This window comes from Bacillus pretiosus (genome assembly GCF_052947655.1).
This window is the reverse complement of sequence record NZ_CM129593.1, coordinates 199,140-216,827: the sequence shown is the minus strand read 5'-3', so window position 1 is coordinate 216,827 and position 17,688 is coordinate 199,140. Positions and strand designations below refer to the sequence as shown.

At 34.4% G+C, this 17,688-nt stretch carries 21 protein-coding genes; 9 read left to right on the top strand and 12 right to left on the bottom strand.

Going from position 1 to position 17,688, the window contains the following annotated elements; translation table 11 throughout:
* Positions 1 to 36 precede the first annotated feature (36 nt).
* Both abc-f and ACU8YW_RS01235 read right to left on the bottom strand, forming a co-directional pair.
* Positions 37 to 1,917 carry a ribosomal protection-like ABC-F family protein gene (abc-f, locus tag ACU8YW_RS01240; RefSeq protein WP_088609484.1) on the bottom strand — a complete coding sequence of 627 codons (1,881 nt, stop codon included), beginning with the start codon at positions 1,915 to 1,917 and terminating at the stop codon, positions 37 to 39.
* A gap of 124 nt (positions 1,918 to 2,041) precedes the next feature.
* Positions 2,042 to 2,176, bottom strand: a complete 135-nt coding sequence (locus ACU8YW_RS01235; protein ID WP_338420581.1) for an RAxF-45 family protein — start codon at positions 2,174 to 2,176, stop codon at positions 2,042 to 2,044.
* A gap of 421 nt (positions 2,177 to 2,597) precedes the next feature.
* Here ACU8YW_RS01235 and ACU8YW_RS01230 point away from each other — a divergent pair, with 421 nt between their 5' ends.
* Positions 2,598 to 2,726, top strand: a complete 129-nt coding sequence (locus ACU8YW_RS01230) for a spore coat protein B (protein WP_141555521.1) — start codon at positions 2,598 to 2,600, stop codon at positions 2,724 to 2,726.
* Positions 2,727 to 2,860: 134 nt separating this feature from the next.
* Complete coding sequence (locus ACU8YW_RS01225) at positions 2,861 to 3,655, top strand: DUF4931 domain-containing protein (protein WP_048542911.1); 795 nt, start codon at positions 2,861 to 2,863, stop codon at positions 3,653 to 3,655.
* Between the two features lie 11 nt (positions 3,656 to 3,666).
* On the opposite strand, the gene ACU8YW_RS01220 is transcribed toward ACU8YW_RS01225, so the two are convergent.
* Entirely contained in the window at positions 3,667 to 4,200 is a 534-nt protein-coding gene (locus ACU8YW_RS01220; protein ID WP_048542991.1) for a transglycosylase SLT domain-containing protein, read from the bottom strand.
* 250 nt (positions 4,201 to 4,450) lie between these two features.
* On the opposite strand from ACU8YW_RS01220, the gene ACU8YW_RS01215 reads away from it, so the two are divergent.
* On the top strand, positions 4,451 to 6,100 hold the full coding sequence (locus tag ACU8YW_RS01215) for a DUF2334 domain-containing protein (protein ID WP_106102574.1): 1,650 nt from the start codon (positions 4,451 to 4,453) through the stop codon (positions 6,098 to 6,100).
* Positions 6,101 to 6,213: 113 nt separating this feature from the next.
* On the opposite strand, the gene ACU8YW_RS01210 is transcribed toward ACU8YW_RS01215, so the two are convergent.
* The 5 genes from ACU8YW_RS01210 to ACU8YW_RS01190 form a co-directional block, all read right to left on the bottom strand.
* Positions 6,214 to 6,978 carry a TatD family hydrolase gene (locus ACU8YW_RS01210; RefSeq protein WP_306008149.1) on the bottom strand — a complete coding sequence of 255 codons (765 nt, stop codon included), beginning with the start codon at positions 6,976 to 6,978 and terminating at the stop codon, positions 6,214 to 6,216.
* 744 nt (positions 6,979 to 7,722) lie between these two features.
* The gene (locus ACU8YW_RS01205) at positions 7,723 to 8,079 is read right to left on the bottom strand and encodes a YxeA family protein (RefSeq protein WP_048563001.1); all 357 of its coding nucleotides are present in this window, start codon (positions 8,077 to 8,079) and stop codon (positions 7,723 to 7,725) included.
* Between the two features lie 138 nt (positions 8,080 to 8,217).
* On the bottom strand, positions 8,218 to 9,054 hold the full coding sequence (locus ACU8YW_RS01200; protein WP_000248044.1) for a YitT family protein: 837 nt from the start codon (positions 9,052 to 9,054) through the stop codon (positions 8,218 to 8,220).
* Between the two features lie 117 nt (positions 9,055 to 9,171).
* Positions 9,172 to 9,501 (bottom strand): PH domain-containing protein, encoded by a 330-nt coding sequence (locus ACU8YW_RS01195; RefSeq protein ID WP_060486406.1) that lies wholly within the window; start codon positions 9,499 to 9,501, stop codon positions 9,172 to 9,174.
* A gap of 147 nt (positions 9,502 to 9,648) precedes the next feature.
* On the bottom strand, positions 9,649 to 10,626 hold the full coding sequence (locus ACU8YW_RS01190; RefSeq protein WP_446894027.1) for a LacI family DNA-binding transcriptional regulator: 978 nt from the start codon (positions 10,624 to 10,626) through the stop codon (positions 9,649 to 9,651).
* A 305-nt stretch (positions 10,627 to 10,931) separates the two neighbouring features.
* Here ACU8YW_RS01190 and ACU8YW_RS01185 point away from each other — a divergent pair, with 305 nt between their 5' ends.
* Positions 10,932 to 11,027 carry a DUF3948 family protein gene (locus tag ACU8YW_RS01185; protein ID WP_001060007.1) on the top strand — a complete coding sequence of 32 codons (96 nt, stop codon included), beginning with the start codon at positions 10,932 to 10,934 and terminating at the stop codon, positions 11,025 to 11,027.
* 73 nt (positions 11,028 to 11,100) lie between these two features.
* Here the strand turns inward: ACU8YW_RS01185 and ACU8YW_RS01180 are convergent, their stop codons facing one another.
* Positions 11,101 to 11,706 carry a lysophospholipid acyltransferase family protein gene (locus tag ACU8YW_RS01180; protein WP_000277788.1) on the bottom strand — a complete coding sequence of 202 codons (606 nt, stop codon included), beginning with the start codon at positions 11,704 to 11,706 and terminating at the stop codon, positions 11,101 to 11,103.
* A 336-nt stretch (positions 11,707 to 12,042) separates the two neighbouring features.
* Here ACU8YW_RS01180 and ACU8YW_RS01175 point away from each other — a divergent pair, with 336 nt between their 5' ends.
* Positions 12,043 to 12,138 carry a DUF3948 family protein gene (locus ACU8YW_RS01175; protein WP_001060007.1) on the top strand — a complete coding sequence of 32 codons (96 nt, stop codon included), beginning with the start codon at positions 12,043 to 12,045 and terminating at the stop codon, positions 12,136 to 12,138.
* A gap of 60 nt (positions 12,139 to 12,198) precedes the next feature.
* Here ACU8YW_RS01175 and ACU8YW_RS01170 read toward each other — a convergent pair whose 3' ends face one another.
* Complete coding sequence (locus ACU8YW_RS01170) at positions 12,199 to 12,339, bottom strand: YrzO family protein (RefSeq protein WP_000894064.1); 141 nt, start codon at positions 12,337 to 12,339, stop codon at positions 12,199 to 12,201.
* Positions 12,340 to 12,360: 21 nt separating this feature from the next.
* Positions 12,361 to 13,329, bottom strand: coding sequence for a DMT family transporter (locus ACU8YW_RS01165; RefSeq protein ID WP_142954002.1), 969 nt, complete (start codon positions 13,327 to 13,329; stop codon positions 12,361 to 12,363).
* Positions 13,330 to 13,456: 127 nt separating this feature from the next.
* Here ACU8YW_RS01165 and ACU8YW_RS01160 point away from each other — a divergent pair, with 127 nt between their 5' ends.
* Together ACU8YW_RS01160 and ACU8YW_RS01155 are read left to right on the top strand one after the other, a co-directional pair.
* On the top strand, positions 13,457 to 14,323 hold the full coding sequence (locus ACU8YW_RS01160) for a LysR family transcriptional regulator (protein ID WP_262800295.1): 867 nt from the start codon (positions 13,457 to 13,459) through the stop codon (positions 14,321 to 14,323).
* Between the two features lie 267 nt (positions 14,324 to 14,590).
* On the top strand, positions 14,591 to 14,692 hold the full coding sequence (locus ACU8YW_RS01155; protein ID WP_001060018.1) for a DUF3948 family protein: 102 nt from the start codon (positions 14,591 to 14,593) through the stop codon (positions 14,690 to 14,692).
* 218 nt (positions 14,693 to 14,910) lie between these two features.
* Here ACU8YW_RS01155 and ACU8YW_RS01150 read toward each other — a convergent pair whose 3' ends face one another.
* Positions 14,911 to 15,858 carry a substrate-binding domain-containing protein gene (locus ACU8YW_RS01150; RefSeq protein ID WP_087984958.1) on the bottom strand — a complete coding sequence of 316 codons (948 nt, stop codon included), beginning with the start codon at positions 15,856 to 15,858 and terminating at the stop codon, positions 14,911 to 14,913.
* A gap of 143 nt (positions 15,859 to 16,001) precedes the next feature.
* Between ACU8YW_RS01150 and modA the strand changes: the two genes are divergently transcribed.
* Positions 16,002 to 16,808 (top strand): molybdate ABC transporter substrate-binding protein, encoded by an 807-nt coding sequence (gene modA / locus ACU8YW_RS01145; RefSeq protein WP_426934597.1) that lies wholly within the window; start codon positions 16,002 to 16,004, stop codon positions 16,806 to 16,808.
* A 5-nt stretch (positions 16,809 to 16,813) separates the two neighbouring features.
* The gene (gene modB, locus ACU8YW_RS01140) at positions 16,814 to 17,488 is read left to right on the top strand and encodes a molybdate ABC transporter permease subunit (protein ID WP_087984959.1); all 675 of its coding nucleotides are present in this window, start codon (positions 16,814 to 16,816) and stop codon (positions 17,486 to 17,488) included.
* Positions 17,489 to 17,688: the final 200 nt, after the last annotated feature.

The following is a 17,688-nucleotide window of genomic DNA, read 5'->3' as shown; positions in this document are numbered from 1 at the left end:
CCTTCAGCAAAGCTGAAGGGATTCGCTTTCTACTTTTTACTCCACAATATTCTCTAACTCATTATATAACTCCGCTCGTAACAACTCTTTCTTCGTTTTTTCTTCATACAATTGTTCAAGCATTTCAACATCAACTACATGTTCCATCTTACACTCAAGCATATATATATCTTCTTCTACATGCATTAACTCCGTTTCAATATCCTCAACATTCCTAACTTCTTTCTTTTTTACAGGAGCTGTTTCCATACTTTTTCTTCCTTGGCGTTGCTGCTTTATTACTTGTTTCTCGAGCTTTTCTTCCCACTTTTGACGAGCCCATGCGTAGTTCCCTGCAAACTCAAATAATTTATGCTCATCAATCCAATACGTCTTTTCAAATAACTTATTTAAAAAATAACGATCATGTGAAACAGCTAAAATCGTCCCATTATATTGCTCAAGAGCTTCCTCTAAAACTTCCCTTGATTCAATGTCGAGATGGTTTGTCGGCTCATCTAAAATTAAAAAATTGATATCTTGATACATAAGTTGCGCAAGTCTTAATCTCATTTTTTCTCCACCGCTCAGTTGCGTTACTTTCTTAAACACCGCTGGACCATAAAATAAAAACTTAGCTAATATATGTCTCGCTTCTCCCTCTGTTACAGCTACATATTCTCTGAAAGCCTCTAATACATTACTCTTCATATTTCCGTACGCATGCTGTGATAAATAACCGATTTTCACACTACTACCAATTCGAATTTCTCCAGCGTCTGGTTTTATTTCTTCTAATAATAACTTTAGTAGCGTTGTCTTTCCTGTACCATTACGGCCAACGATCGCCGCACGCTCTTGAAAACGAACATGTAAATTCGCTTCGTTAAATAAAGGATGGCCAGCAAAACCTTTACTCACTTCTTTCATTAAAACAACGTCTTTCCCACTTCTCTCTTGCCCTTCAAACTGAAGTCCCATTTGTTTTCGTTCTAAAATAGGTTTCTTTAGTTTCTCTATACGTTCCAGTGCACGTTCCATACTTCTCGCTCTCTTATGCAATCCTTCATTCGGAGGATTCGCCTGATTTGCCCATTCACGTAGTCGCTTAATTGCTTCTTTCATTTTCTTTATTTTCTTTTGCTGTTCTTGATAAGCCTGAAACTCCTGAAGCAACCGTTCTTCCTTTTCGTCAACAAACTGAGAATAGTTCGTATGATACACGTGAATCTCTCCATCTTCTAAATCAAAAATCTTCGTTACAACTTCATCAAGGAAATAGCGATCATGTGAAATGACCATAACTGTTCCATTGTATTCTTTTAAAAATTGCTCTAGCCACTCTACGGCAAATAAGTCTAAATGATTGGTTGGTTCATCTAATAGAAGTAAATCTGGTTTCTGCAATAGCATGTATGCAAGACTTACCTTTGTTTGTTCCCCACCACTTAACTCCAAAAATGATCGTGGAAATAGTTCTGTCACCTGTAGACCATTTGCTACCTTCATCATATTCGCTTCTATTTCATAACCACCGAGAAACGCAAACTTTTCTTGGATTACTCCGTATCTCTCCATTAATTTTTGTAAAGCAGATGGTTCCCGTTCTTCCGCCATATTTTTTTCTAAAGCACGCATTTCTCTTTCCAATTCCTTTTCTGTTTTAAAAGCGGAACTCAATACATCATATACAGTCATACCCTCATCAAATTTCGGAATTTGTGCCACATGACCAATACGTGTACCTTTCTTCATATGAATGGCTCCTGCATCCAAACTTTCCATTCCAGTTAGAAGCTGAAAGATTGTTGTCTTCCCACTACCGTTACGACCAACTAATCCAACACGTTCACCATTCTTTATTTCAAGCGATATATTTTCAAATATGATGTTTCCACCAAAAGATTTCATTACATTATTCACACTACAAATTGTCATTTTCCGTACTCCTTTCAATATAAAAAACCATGGGAAAGAAACATTCCCCATGGTTTTCGACATAGAAAAAGGAAGCCAAATAGCTCCCTTTTCACACTTTTATTAAAAATGGGTGAAGAGATTTCTATCGTTCAATAGCTACTATGCAATTGTAAAAAAAGGACAGACGTATCCCGTTAACAACTACATCATGAAAAATCGCACGACAAAAATAGATATAATCTAAAAATTTGGCACGTGCAGCTAAAGAACGTTTCATCTCATTCACCTCTTTCGTACGGAATTTAATACTTACTTCTTTATTATACTTTCCCATTTCATGTTTGAATAGTCATTTTTCTGAAAATAATGAAGATAGACTAAACATTTCAATAAGTGACATCAAATCTTACAAAACTGTTATGTTCACGTAATGGAAAGCGATAGTACGAAAAGATGCCTCCCTATACAATAAAGATGTAAACAAGAGAGCCAAACAAAAGGAGGAAACGATCATGATGAAAGAAATCGTAAAAGCAATCTTTGAGGTATTAGTGAACGGACAAGCAGTTGTAAAAGAACTAAATGAACTATAAAAAGGAGTGAAGGAATATGATGAACATGGTAAAAATGATTTTACATGCTCTAGTTGATGCAAAAGCAGTTAGCCAAGAATTAAACCAACAATAAAAAAGGGGTAAATGAATATGAAGAAAGCCATTATTGTAATCGCAAGTACAGCAATTGCCTTATACACAATAAAAAATAGAAAAAAGAAACCTAATAAAAATGATTTATATTATCCATACACATTATTAAAGAAAAAATAAAAGACAAGGTACCCTATTGTAATGAGGATATCTTGTCTTTTATTTTTCCTATTCCTTTTAAAGGATTTCCTTCTCCTTTTCCCGAATGTATTAAGCGGGATTTTTACACATATTTTAAAGGGGCATATATACAAATGGATACACAACAACTATACTTTTTAAACGATATTGGCAAACAAAAACCAGAAAGCATTCGGAATAGAAGCGCTGCATGTCCTTTTTGTGACAGAGAAAATTTAACGGATATTTTAGCAACTGAGGGCTCAATTATTTGGCTGAAAAACAAATTCCCTACATTAAAAGATACATTTCAAACGGTGCTAATCGAAACCGATAATTGTAAAGACCACATTGCAACATATACAGAAGAACATATGAGATCGCTAATTCGTTTCTCCATTAAACATTGGTTAGACTTACAGAAGAATGAAGAATTCACATCTGTGATTTTATACAAAAATCACGGTCCATTCTCAGGCGGGAGTTTGCATCATGCACACATGCAGATTATCGGAATGAAATATGTAGACTATCTCGGTAACGTAGAACAGGACAACTTCCGAGGAGTCATTGTACAAAAAAACGAACGCATTGAACTCAATATTTCAGATCGTCCTATTATCGGTTTTACTGAATTTAATATCATTATTGCAGATATTGGATACATAGATGAACTGGCAAATTATATTCAGCAAACTGTACGTTACATACTGACAGATTTCCATAAAGGATGTAGTAGTTATAACTTATTCTTCTATTACTTAAACGGAAAAATCATTTGTAAAGTTGTTCCTAGGTTCGTCGTTTCACCATTATATGTAGGATATAAAATACCGCAAGTTTCTACAAAACTAAAAGACGTGAAAATACAACTCGCGCAGTACTTCACGAGCGAAAAAGATGCAATTATTCATAAAAAAACAGAGTAGGTATAGAAAACCTACTCTTTGATTACACCTTTATTTCGATAGTACACATCTTCTAATCCAATGTTATACTTCATGTTATTATCCGTCCACTCTGGCCCTAAATTTCCTGGCCATCCAGATGTATTTGCTACATATTTTAGTAATGCAAAATCAGTCAAACCTTTTTGCACCCCGCGCTTATATCCTTTCATTAAATGCGGCATTGCAATTTGCGCATTTGTGCGCGGATCTTTCAACTCTTCATCAGTTAAATGATCTGGTGCAAGCCCACCGCCACGGTGCAATTGAAACAGTCCGAATGAAGTTCCGTTATCTCCAATACTTCTTGGATTTAACCGGCTTTCATGTTCAGCAATTGTAAGAGGTATCCATTCTGGAAGATTGACTTTCTTTGCTTCCTCTATAATAATTTGTTTCATTTGTTTTGCTTCTTCTGAGTCAACATAGCTTGTCTCATTCACTAACTTGCCCATTCCTTCAGACTTTCCTTGGAAATATAAGTACACCCCAAGAACAACTAAAAATCCTACAAAGAATTTCTTCACTACCACTACCTCTTTCTCCGCTGAAATTTGTCCCCTTTCAGCCTTCCTCCCTTTACAATTACCCACATTCTATCATTCTCTTACCCTTTTATCATAGCAAATAACTATATATATTATCATCATGCTTTAGACCGATTTTGTGAAAAAACAGCTGGTAAATACGTGCAAAAATGTAACTTTCATAGACTACAACGTATTTTTTGTATATAATTTTAAATTGAACTCTACATATAGAATAGGAGCAGACCAAATGAAAAAGTGCATCATACTCTTGTTCAGCATTTTACTACTTATCCCTATCCACACCTCTGCACAAACATCATCAAAACCAAAAGTACTTGTTTTATACAGTACACAAGACGATAAAATTACAAATAATATTCAAATCCTTAATACCCAATTAGGACATTTTACAAACGATATAACTACGAAAAGTTTAAAAAAGGCTAATGAAATTACTAATTCATCTTCTTATACACATATTGTTTATATCGGTGAACAAAAAGAAGAGTTTCCTATTGAAACAAAGCAACTTCTAGAAAATTTCTCAGGCCCAATATTAGTTTTAGGACAAAATGTTGAACAATTATCTCATCGCTTTTCTTTCATTACCCTAAAGGCTGATGATATACGAGTTAATAAAATCGAATATCCAAGCCATAAGCTTAAAAACACTTTAGAAGAGGAACGATTGATTCAATCTTTTGATACAAATGGAACTGTTCTTGCTAACGCTGTAAGTTCAAATAGCAAGAACCCACTAATCGTTCAGCATGAAACATCTTATTACGTCGCAACGCCACACCTCTTTGACTGGATGTCTCATTACGTTGGTGAAATGTTATTTTCTTACTTTGGACAAAAGCCAACGACAAATAAAGTAGAGGCTTATTTGCGTCTTGAGGACGTTCATCCGGCCGCAGATATAAATCAATTAAAAGAAATTGCTGAATTACTAAAAGAGAAAAAGATTCCTTACATGATCACTGTTATTCCTGTATATAAAGATCCTGATACAGGTAAAACACTGCATTTAAAAGATAAACCCGAACTAGTCGATCTTTTACGCTCTATGCAAGATGATGGTGCAGCAATTATTATGCATGGTTATACGCATCAATTTTATGATAGTGAAACTGGGGAAGGTTTTGAATTTTGGGACGTAAAAACAGATCAACCAATTCGTCAACCGAAGCATGAAAAACCAAAAACAAAAGATGACTTCCCTAATATCGAAGCATATAATGCATATGTAAAAAAAGGGGAAGAGTTTGAAGAAAAGTATACGACCGATCATATTGAAAAAGGTATTCAAGAACTTGTAGATGCCAAACTATATCCTGTCGCATTTGAAGCACCTCATTACACGATGTCTCAAAAAGGATATGAAATATTATCAAGGTACTTTTCAACTTATGTAGGACAACTACAGTTAAGTGATACAACTTGGAAATCCATGCACTCACCATTCTATACAAGTACCCCATCATTTTTACACGGAATGAAATTAATGCCTGAAACAGTTGGCTTTATTGAAGAAGATAAGCCACATGCTATTGCAAAGATGAAAGAACGTGCTGTATCTGTTGCTAAATTATCCGATGGAGTTATTGGTGCATTCTATCATCCTTACTTAGGTGTGAAACCATTAAAAGAAGTATTAAAGGATCTAGAAAGCATTCCAAATATAGAATGGATTGATTTACAAAAAGAAGCAAATGAAGTGAAAATGCAAGATATTCATATTACTACTAATAAAGACGGCATTCACGTTGACAAACCAACAAGCGCAAGCGATGTAATGGATTATATAAAACAATATGGATTCTTCCTTATACTTGGTTTCTTCATCATTGTCTTTCTATTGTTATTAAGACGTGGGAAAAAATTAGAATCTTAATACAAAACCACCAAGCATTTTGCTTGGTGGTTTTTTTAACTTAAACTAAAACGTGGCATGTTATTAATAACCCATTGATTATTTTCATAATAAAAAGGATAAGAGTAACGCTCCTATCCTTTCAAATAAAATTGAATCGTATTTTCATATATCGTTTTCGCAACCTTATTAACAGATACGTTTTTTATAACACTAATTTCCTTTAATACCTCTCGAATCATTCTCGGATGCGTCATAACATCCTCGTGAAATTCCCACGGTCCATCTGTTTCTACCATCATATATTCAAGTGGATAATACGAAACAATTTTTCTAATTTTGTCCTTATGTAAAACATCTGGTGTGATAGAAATATAATAACCGTTCCTCATCATCCGTTTCATTGTTGTTTCACTTCCTTTAAACCAATGAAAGTGTGCACATGAAACTTTATATTTCTCTAGTAAATCACATACAATATCAGCATCTTCATACACTGCATGCAATATAATGGGTAAATCATATTTACTAGCTAGTTCAACAAATCGTTGTAACACTGATATATATGATTTGATAGCAATACGCTCATCTTCTTTTCTTAAATAATACGGTAAGCCTACTTCACCAATCGCAACTATGTCTTCTACATGCTCTTCAATTAATTTATAAATTTGCTCACATTCTTCTTTATGAATCGGTTGCTCCGGATGAAAACCTATTGCTGGATGTACAAAAGGATATCGCTTTGCTAAAGATAAAGTTTCTTTACATGATTGATAATTCATAGATACCGCGATAAGCCCCTGTATCTCTTTACTATGTTCCACATCTTTAAGTAATCTACTTTTTTCTTCATCCTTATATTGGTCAACATGTATATGACTATCAATCCATTTCATCTTTATTCCCCCATAAAAAAAACAAGAAAGGATCTCCCTTCTTGTTTTATCATCTATATTATTTAACAATTAAGTTTGTTATGATATCAAATAATCCAATACATACTACGGCAACAGTAAAGTAGCTACAGAAATCTTTAATTGGAAACTTCACTACTTCTTCTTTACGCATCCCAGTTTTCTCCCTTCTTACTATATCCCTAATTATTTTATCTATTTGTATCTATTATGCAAAAAATATGACAAATTTACTATCGAATTAACTTACGTAAACCTTACAATGTTGTAAGGTTTATAAAAAGAGCCTCATCTAAATACAGATGAGGGCTATTAAAAAGTAGTTGGTTTTTCATTCTTCATTAATATTACAAACAGAGAGTAATACAGTGAGACTTTCTAATTACACTATATGAAATTCACTATCTTTTAACCATCGAATTACATTACAGAAGACTTACATGTTTGTAAGCTATGTGTAATGTAATTCGATAGTTTCTCTTACCTATATCTCGTACACTAAAGTTAGAAAGCAAGCCAAATAAGAAGAACACTCACATAACCAAATTACATTGCTAGTAGCTACTCTTCTTATACCTTTCACTCATGCTACTACAATGTACCCCCTTCCCCTTTATATAACAAAAAGAGCCTTAGTCCATATTGACTAAGGCTCTTTCATGAACCCCAAAATACCCCTACCTAGTATTTTTATTTTCGACAAAAAATAGGTGGGGGTATAATCTGCTATCTCATCGTTAAAAGTTTACTCTTCGCATTAATAGGAATATTTACAGCTTCAATTTCTTCAATCGCCTCTCCGTAGCGTCCTTTTGCATACACCTTTAACGCTTCATCTCTCTTTAACATATGCTTAACAGTCTTCTTTATTTTTTGTTCTCTTCCACGTTCGTCAAATGCAATAAATTCATATTCATACCACTCATCACCAATATGCTGACCAATTGTATTCACGACCGTATAGTATTCTTTCGTCTTATAAAGTGGATTATATTTATCGATAACTGGTCCAAGTTTCGTAGGCAGTAACATTACTACTATCACTATCATCGCTATTATAGTAGTGATCATTTTTTTCTTCATAATCAATCTTCCTCCTCTGCAGGATATATATACATCCATTTTAAAAAGAAGGAATAAAATCTACTATTGAATCTCATTACATTACACTTACATTATTGTAAGAATTAAAAAAGGTGAACGAATTTACTCGTTCACCTTTTAGCTCGCTTTAAAGCCACCGCCAAGTACATCGCGTACATCATGAATAACAACGAAAGCATCTTCATCTACTCGACTAATAACCTGCTTTAACTTAACAAGCTCTTGTTTATTTATAACAACATATAACACTTCTTTATTTTTACCAGTATATCCGCCGCGTCCTTCTAATACAGTGACACCGCGTGTCATGTTTTTCGTAATAGTTTCACGGATTAAATCCGGTTGATTTGAAATGATTGTAACAGCTGTTTTTGTATCCATTCCTTCTACAATGAAATCAATCACTTTCGCTCCGATGAATACTGCAACAAGTGTGTACATTGCTTTTTCTTGCCCTATTATAAATACAGAACCAGCAATTACCACAATATCAATAATAAGTACGCCTTTACCAACGCTCCACCCTAAATATTGATTGGCTAACCGAGCTAAAATTGCCGATCCTCCTGATGTACCTCCAGCTTTGAACATACAGCCTAATCCGACACCGACAAATAAGCCAGCGAATAGAGCTGCTAATAACGTATCACTATTTACATGATACTCAATATGTTCCGTAACATATAAAAACAAGGATGTTTCTACAATCCCTAAAATTGTATAAACCATCGTTTTCTTATCAAAAAATTTATAACCAATAGCTAGTAAAATTGCATTTATAGCAAAGTTTACAATCCCCGGTGACCAATCAAATAAATAGTACGTAACAACCGTTAAACCAATAATTCCACCCTCTGATAAACGGTTTGGAATTGCAAAGTAATTAATACCAATTGCGAATAATAATGAACCAATTGTAATTAGTGTTATTTCCTTTATACGTTGATTAACCATAGTTCATACCTCCCCCCATTTGACATTGTATCACTATCTCCTAGAGGTTTAGAAGTTGTTTTTATTGCACATTTTTACTCTTACAGATCGGGATATTATGTTTAAACAAAGGGGTGATTAATTATTCATATTCGCTCTAACTGTACGGACAAATCGCTCCACATTCCCCTTCTGAATATACTTAGCTCGAATGGTTTCATGATTACAAGTACATTCGAAATGCGGACGAAAATCTATGCTATCTATATGCAAATATGAATAATCTTTAAATGTTGCAGGATAGTATGGAAATTTCCCATAAAAGAGAAGACGTCTAGTAGTAGCAGCAAAAATCCCTTGTTGATACGATAGCGTAAAATTATCCTTCTCAAATATCCCTACGACAAAAGCCAAAATCTTTTCATCATCCTCTATATGCTTTTTCATACTCAATAAAAGTTCATTCATGCATATCCCTCCAAATACTATTCTTGAAAAGAATCCATGGATTATTACAGACCGGTGTAACTCCTTTATAAAGTATGAAACGCGTTTCCTGTCAAAGATATTTCAAAAAAATAATCCGTTATGCAATTTACACATAACGGATTAAAACTAAACAGTAGAGCGTTCCACAAGTTCGTATGGAATTTCCACCTTTTCCTGTTTAGAACTCTCACCACTTATTTGCCTATAAAACATTTCAAAAGCCTTTTTACCTATCTCCTTTAAATTTTGATCAATGGTTGTAAGTTGTAACACTTGCGAAATAGGTTGATTATCAAAGCCAATAATCGCTAAATCCTCAGGAACTTGAATACCTAATTTTTCAGCTTCTGTCATAACCCCAATCGCAACTTCATCTCCTGCTACTATTAATGCTTCGGGAAGATGCTGCATCCCCTTTAATTTATGAGCCACTTTCACACCATCTTCTAATGTAAAACATTCTGTAAAAATCCATTCTTCATTCACTTCTTCATCTATAGATTGCAATTGCTGTTTATAAACATCAAAACGCTTTTGACTACTCGGACCTAATTTCCTCCCCGTACAATAACCAATTTTTTTATAACTTTTCTCAATCAAATAATCCATTCCTAATTGAAAAGCTGCCGAATGATTCGTATATACACTTGAGATATTTGAAATATCATTATCTTCACAAGCAACGATTGTCCCATAGGAAGCATACGGCTCTATCGTTTCCCAATCATTCGCACGAGAACAAATAATAAGGCCATCCAATTGTTTTGTTTTTAACATATGTAAACTTTTCATTTCTTCTTTTTTATTATAATTCGTTTGGCAAAGTAGCACTCTGTAATTATGAGCTAACGCCACCTCCATCATCCCGCCCATCATCGCATCAAAACATGGATGATTAATATACGGTAAAATTACACCAACAATATTCGTTTTCCCTTTTGATAAATGAACGGCATTTGCGTTTTGTGAGTAATTCAACTTCTCAACTATCTCCATAACCGCTTTCCTTTTTTCTTCACTTACATATGGGTGATCATTCAACACTCTCGAAACAGTTGTAACTGAAACTCCCGCCATCTTTGCAATATCTTTAATATTGGCCATACACTCACCTCTACTTTTAACTTAATGAATTCCACGAACATATGTCAAACTTTCTCATCATTACACCTTCATTCGTTTTTCTTACAAAAGTGTAATTTTCCTGTAAGCTAATTCGATAGTTACTCTCCTCAATATTTCATACAATTAAGTCAGAAACAGGACAACAACTATTCGAAAGGGAGCGGATTCATATGATGAACAAAATGAAATCAAACAATTTTTTAAATACAATGGGCATGGTATTTTCCGCTCTAATCGATGCTAAAGCTGTTGCTTCTACATTAAACAAGTAAGGAGAATGCATCATGAATAACATCACTTTTAACAAATTAGATTTTTTAGGACTAGCTAGTGGCTCTCTTCTTCTTACTGCTTTTATTTACGCCGCTACGCTTGTATAACTTTTGTGTCCCCTTTCCCCTTTATTATAAATAGTAATAGAAAAGACGACCGTCTATGCCCGGTCGTCTTTTCTTACTTTTGATTTGATTGCAAAGTTTCCTTTAGCTCATCAAACTTCTCATTTAATTGATCTGTCATCATTTTCATAGCTGTCTTTCGATCTATTTGTTCTTCAGCATCAATTTGAATTGGGTCGCCAAAAATTAATTGTGCCTTTTTCCCTTTTATTAATTCTTTTACACTTGATGGACCAACATAAGCTGCCGGTACTAACGGGACATTAGAACGCAATGCAATCGTAACAGCCCCAGCTTTTAATGAAACGTCTTCTGTTGATCGTGTCCCACTCGGAAAAATCCCTACTACTTTCCCTTCTTTTAATAAGCGTGACGGAATTTTGAGTGTACTCGGTCCTGGATTCGCACGATCTACAGGGAATGCATTCACATTTTTAAAGAACCAATTTTTGAACTTCCCTTCAAATAACTCTTTTTTTGCCATGTAATGAATTTGGGTCGGGTACATCCCTGTGGCTAACATTAATACATCCATAAAACTTGTATGTGTACATGCAACAACATATGGGCCACCTTCTGGTAACTTTTCTCTTCCTTGCACTTCTACTTTCCCAGCTGTTTTAAATATATATTTCAACAAAAATGTAATTGGTTTATACATTTGTTTCGTTCCTTTCTGAATATCCGAATTATAATCATTTTCTTATAACGATTATAACACTAAGTTTTAGGAGTTGGTAATAATTTTAAGTATTAATTGTTACATTTCAATTCTTACAAAAGTGTAATTTTCTTGTAAGCTAATTCGATAGTTACTTCCCCAAATATTTCATACAATTAAGTCAGAAAGAAACAACAACTATTCGAAAAGGAGCGGATTCATATGATGAACAAAATGAAATCAAACAATTTTTCAGATACAGTGGGCATGGTATTTTCCGCTCTAATCGATGCAAAATCTGTTGCTTCTACATTAAACAAGTAAGGAGAATGCATCATGAATAACATCACTTTTAACAAATTAGATTTTTTAGGATTAGCTAGTGGCTCTCTTCTTCTTACTGCTTTTATTTACGCTGCTACGCTTGTATAACTTTGTGTCCCCTTTCCCCTTTATATAGAAAAAGACGACCGTCTATGCCCGGTCGTCTTTTTACATTTTTCTTTCTTTCAATTCTTTTAAAAGCTGTATCAGCTCAGCTTGTTGTTTTATCTTTTTACGACCATTTCGGTTAATTGCTGCAAGCTCGCAGGCAACTCCGACGGCGAAGAAAAACAATAAACTTTCTAACATGTGAAATCCTCCAATTGCCTATTAAACAGCTTGACGTAATTGCTCTTCTTGTAAACTTCGCTTGTTTATATTTTCTTCTTTTCTCTGACAAACGTTATTGCGAATAAGTGCTGCAATAACAAGTAAAGTCCCTATAATATCAAACATTGTTATTCGATATCCTTGCATCATCATAATAACTAAAGTCGTGATTGGTACAAAATTAATAAATAAAATCCCATTAATGGACGATAAAATTTTCACACCATAGTTCCAAGCAAGTAACGCTACGATACCTGGTAATGTCATCATAAACAATAAATCATATTTCACGATAGAAATCGTTCCCATATTCGGAACCGATACGTATCCAAACGATGTAATGATTACAGTTATAATCCCTGTGACAGTCGTACCGAATACACACGTCAACGTAGAATAACGTAATGTTGACCAATCACTACACGTTTGACCACCCATCGTATAAATAACCCAACCTACAACCCCAACAAATATAAAGGCCAGCGAAAACATGTTATCTTTCAATGTTAAAAAGAAACTCATATCCCCTTTCGTAATAACGAATACAGCCCCTACAAAAGCGATAATCATGCTCGTTATCATATACTTTTTCGGTTTTACATGCTTATATCCCCATAGAATACAAATAGAAATCATCGGCATCAGTGCTTCCATAATGGAGGCTACCATCACACCTGATTTTCCCATTAACATTTGACCTAAAAATATAAGTACATTATATACAGTAAACGCCATCGTTCCGAAAAAGACGAGTAACTTTCCTCTTCCCTCTAAACGAAATGCCTGTTTTCCTTCTTTCATTAACAACAATACAATCAGTACGATCGCCACTGCTCCATAGCGAATAAGCGAAAAATAAAATGGATCTATGTATTCTAGCGCATGATCAGCAACCGGAAACATTGCTCCCCACGACATACTTGCAATTAAACATGCTAAAGCCCCTATTATCATTTGACCTTTTTTCACCACAATCCCCCACTTCTTTCTATTTGCACAAAGAGAATTGTAAAAGAAAAAATATATCACGTAAAATGATTCAAAATGATGTTAACTATCATTTATAATGATAGTTAACATCAAGGAGGATCACATTATGGAATTAAGAGATTTACAAATCTTCCAGAACGTTGCCGACAAAGGTAGTGTAAGCGGCGCAGCAAAGGAATTAAATTACGTACAATCAAATGTAACTGCACGTATTAAACAACTAGAGAACGAACTAAAAACACCGCTCTTTTATCGTCATAAACGAGGCATGACTTTAACAGCTGAAGGAAGAAAAATGCTCGTTTATGTTAATAAAATTTTGCAAGATGTTGACGAGCTAAAACAAGTATTTTTAGATAGTGAAACTCCCTCTGGCATATTAAAAATCGGTACAGTCGAAACAGTAAGTACATTACCTACCATTTTATCTTCTTACTATAAACGCTATCCGAATGTCGATTTATCATTACAAGCGGGTCTAACAGAAGCATTGATTAGAGAAGTACTTGATCATCAATTAGATGGTGCCTTTATATCAGGGCCTATTAAACACCCACTAATTGAACAATACGATGTTAGTACAGAAAAATTAATGCTTGTAACACAAAATAAAGCTTTTCATATAGAAGAATTTACAACAACGCCCCTACTCGTTTTTAACCAAGGATGTGGATACCGTTCCAAACTAGAACGATGGCTTAAAGATGAAGGTTTGCTCCCAAAAAGAATTATGGAATTTAATATATTAGAAACGATATTAAACAGTGTTGCACTCGGCCTTGGAATTACACTCGTACCACAGTCTGCTGTCCACCATCTTTCTAAAGCTGGTAAAGTACATTGTCATGCAATCCCTGAAAAATATGGTAGTATTTCAACGGTTTTCATACGCCGTAAAGATAGTTATATGATGAATTCAATGCGTAGCTTTTTAAAAACAATTGAAGAGCATCATCATATCAATATGCTTTAAAAGACATTCTTACATGAATGTCTTTTTTTCTTACAAAAATGTAAGTCTCCCGTAAGCTAATTCGATAGTTGCAGGCGATCATATTTCCTATAATTAAGACATAAAGCAGGGCAACAACAATTCGAAAAGGAGCGGATACGCATGATGAACAAAATGAAATCAAACAAATTTTTAAATACAATGGGCATGGTGCTATCCGCACTTGTCGATGCAAAAGCTGTTGCAACTACATTAAATAAATAAATAAATAAATAAGGAGAGATTATAATGAACAACATTACATTTAACAAATCAGACTTTATCGGACTTGCAAGTGGAGCGACTCTTCTTACAGCCTTCATTTACACACTTGCTCAAGGTCTTGTTTAATACTTTGTTTCCCCAAACCCCTTTATATATAGAAAAGGCTGCTCGTCTTATAGACAAGCAGCTTTTTAGTTTATCCCGCTTTAATGGGCAGTAAGACCCCCACCTCAAAATTCAGCGAAAGCAAAGAATTTAGGTGGGGGTCGGGCTGCCCATTAAAGTCCGATTGGTGAGGGCTGATAATCAGTGGGGAATGAAGAAAACCCCCACTGATTAAAGTTTCACTTTATTTCATATATAACTTGACCTGTTTTCGTCATATCGTATCCGCCAATCGCTTTTAATTCATTATGAAATTCTTCCGATTGCAGAATATCTTTCACGACTTCGATCAGCTCTTCATTTTCTTTATTCTTCAAAATCACTAAATCATACTGTTCTTTCATGATTGGAATAAAGTCTACATTTACAATCTGTGAAAACTTTTCTGAACCTACTCCTACGTCAGCTTTTCCATTTGCGACTTGCGTGGCAACACCAAGATGATTCGACTCTTCCCATTCATATCCACTAATACGCTCTTTATTTAATTTTTGAATGCGCAATTGTTCATCCACTAACACCCTAATGCCAGAACCTTTTTCTCGATTTACAAATCGTATAGATGATTGAGATAAATCAGCCCATGTTTTTATATTTTTCGGATTTCCCTTTTGCACATAAAACCCAACGTTCCTTGCTAATAAATTAATCATCGTACATGGTTGTCCCACTAAAATACGTTTTACATACGGAACATTATATGTACCTGTTTCTCCATCAAACAAATGTAAGCTAACGATATTTCCTTCTCCTTGATACATTTTTACTAAACTCGTTAAACTACCTTGATATGCCCTTAATATGTTTGAACTTGGCAGGCGATTTTCTATACGTTTTGCCAACATATCTAACGTTAGTTCTTGTCCGCTAATAATACATGTATCCAAGCCCCTACTATCTTCGCTCTTTACAGGAGTACCTTGTATTTTCCCTGTTTTCATTTGCTTTATATATTGTTCTAAATCTGTTGCATCAATGCGCATCTGTCTACCAATTCTATAAGAAGGAAGTTCTCCTTTTTTAATTAGATCGTATACAGTTAATTTTGATACCTTTAATCGCTTCGCTACTTCTTCCGTTGTGTAGGAATGATGATCCATAGACGATTCCTCACTTTCTTCCTTCATTGTAACAAAGAAAAGAATATTTCTCCTATATTAAAAAACAACTATATCGTTCAAATTATATTCAATTATAACTAATCATATCTAGTTATAATTAGTTATAATTAGATATGATTGAATATATCAAAACGAAAGGGGATTTTTTTATGAACAAGTTTACATTACGATCCATCGGAGCACTTATACTTTCTTTTCTTCTTATATTTAGTGCCGCATGTACAAGCGGCGAAAAGAAAGAGAAATCAACTGCTAAAGAAGGAAAAGCAGTAGAACTTACTATATCAGCTGCTGCAAGCTTACAAGATGCACTAAAAGAAATTGAAACAAAATATAAAGAAAAAGAACCTAATATTAAACTTTCTTTTAACTTCGGTGCTTCTGGTGCACTTCAACAACAAATTGAACAAGGCGCACCTGCTGATTTATTCTTCTCAGCAGCCGAAGATAAATTCCAAACTCTTGTAAAAAAAGGATTCATTAATGAAAAAAAAGGGAAAAATCTTCTTGGAAATGAACTTGTTCTAGTTGTCCCAAAAGATAGTTCTCTTACGAAAATTCAAGATTTAAAAGATGAAAAAATTAAGAAAATCGCACTTGGTACACCTGAATCTGTACCCGCGGGAAAATACGCAAAGGCTTCTCTCACGCATGAAAATCTTTGGAATGACATTCAAAATAAAATCGTATTTACAAAAGATGTTCGCCAAGTGTTAACATATGTAGAAACAGGTAATGTCGATGCTGGTATTGTATACAAAACAGATGCTCTTATTTCAAACAAAGTAAAGATTGGTGAGACAGCAGCAGCTACTTCGCATGAGCCAATCCACTATCCTTTAGGTGTTATAAAAGAATCTAAGCACAAGAAAGAGGCGACTTCATTTTATGAGTATTTGCAGTCAAAAGATGCACAATCTATCTTTAAAAAATATGGATTTACAGTCCTATTATAATTGCCATGAGCTTTGATGCTATTTTTTCACCAATCTTTCTATCTATACGAGTAGCTGCATGCGCCACCATTATCGTTACAATTTTAGGGACGATTATTGGAAGGGCGTTAGCACGCTCCTCATGGAGATATAAAATAATATTAGAAACTATTTTCTTATTACCAATGGTACTTCCGCCAACTGTAATCGGCTTTTTTCTCATTATCATTTTTGGAAATAATAGTCCCATTGGAACGTGGATAGAATCAATATTTCAGCAGTCCATTATGTTCACATCTACTGCTGCGATCATCGCTTCTACAGTTGTTGCATTTCCGCTCATGTATCAATCAGCAAAAACGGGATTTTCTATTGCAAATATACAAATTGAAGAAAGTGCTCGCGACCTTGGTGCAAGTGAATATCAAGTTTTTCTGCACGTTACACTTCCGCTTGCATTTCCCGCCTTACTAAGCGGAATGATTTTGAGCTTTGTTCGTGCGCTCGGTGAGTTCGGTGCTACACTCATGTTTGCTGGGAACATTCCTGGTAAAACTCAAACAATCCCAACTGCAATTTACATGGCGATTGATGCAAGTAATATGCAGCTCGCTTGGACACTTGTAGTTATCACTATTAGTATGTCACTCCTATTTCTGCTATGTATTCAGCTTATTAATAAAAGAATTACTAACTCTTAAAGCAGCTTTTATCGAAGCTGCTTCTTTATTTCTTAGGAAATAAAATATACCACCGGGAAATAACTGAATTTTACCTTTTATTAAAATATACATTTTATTTGAATTCACTTTCTAAAATAGGCAATTTCCTGTTATTATATGGAGGTGTTTCAAAAAATGAAGAAATGAAAACGCATTTATATCGTGAATTCTTCATCCTG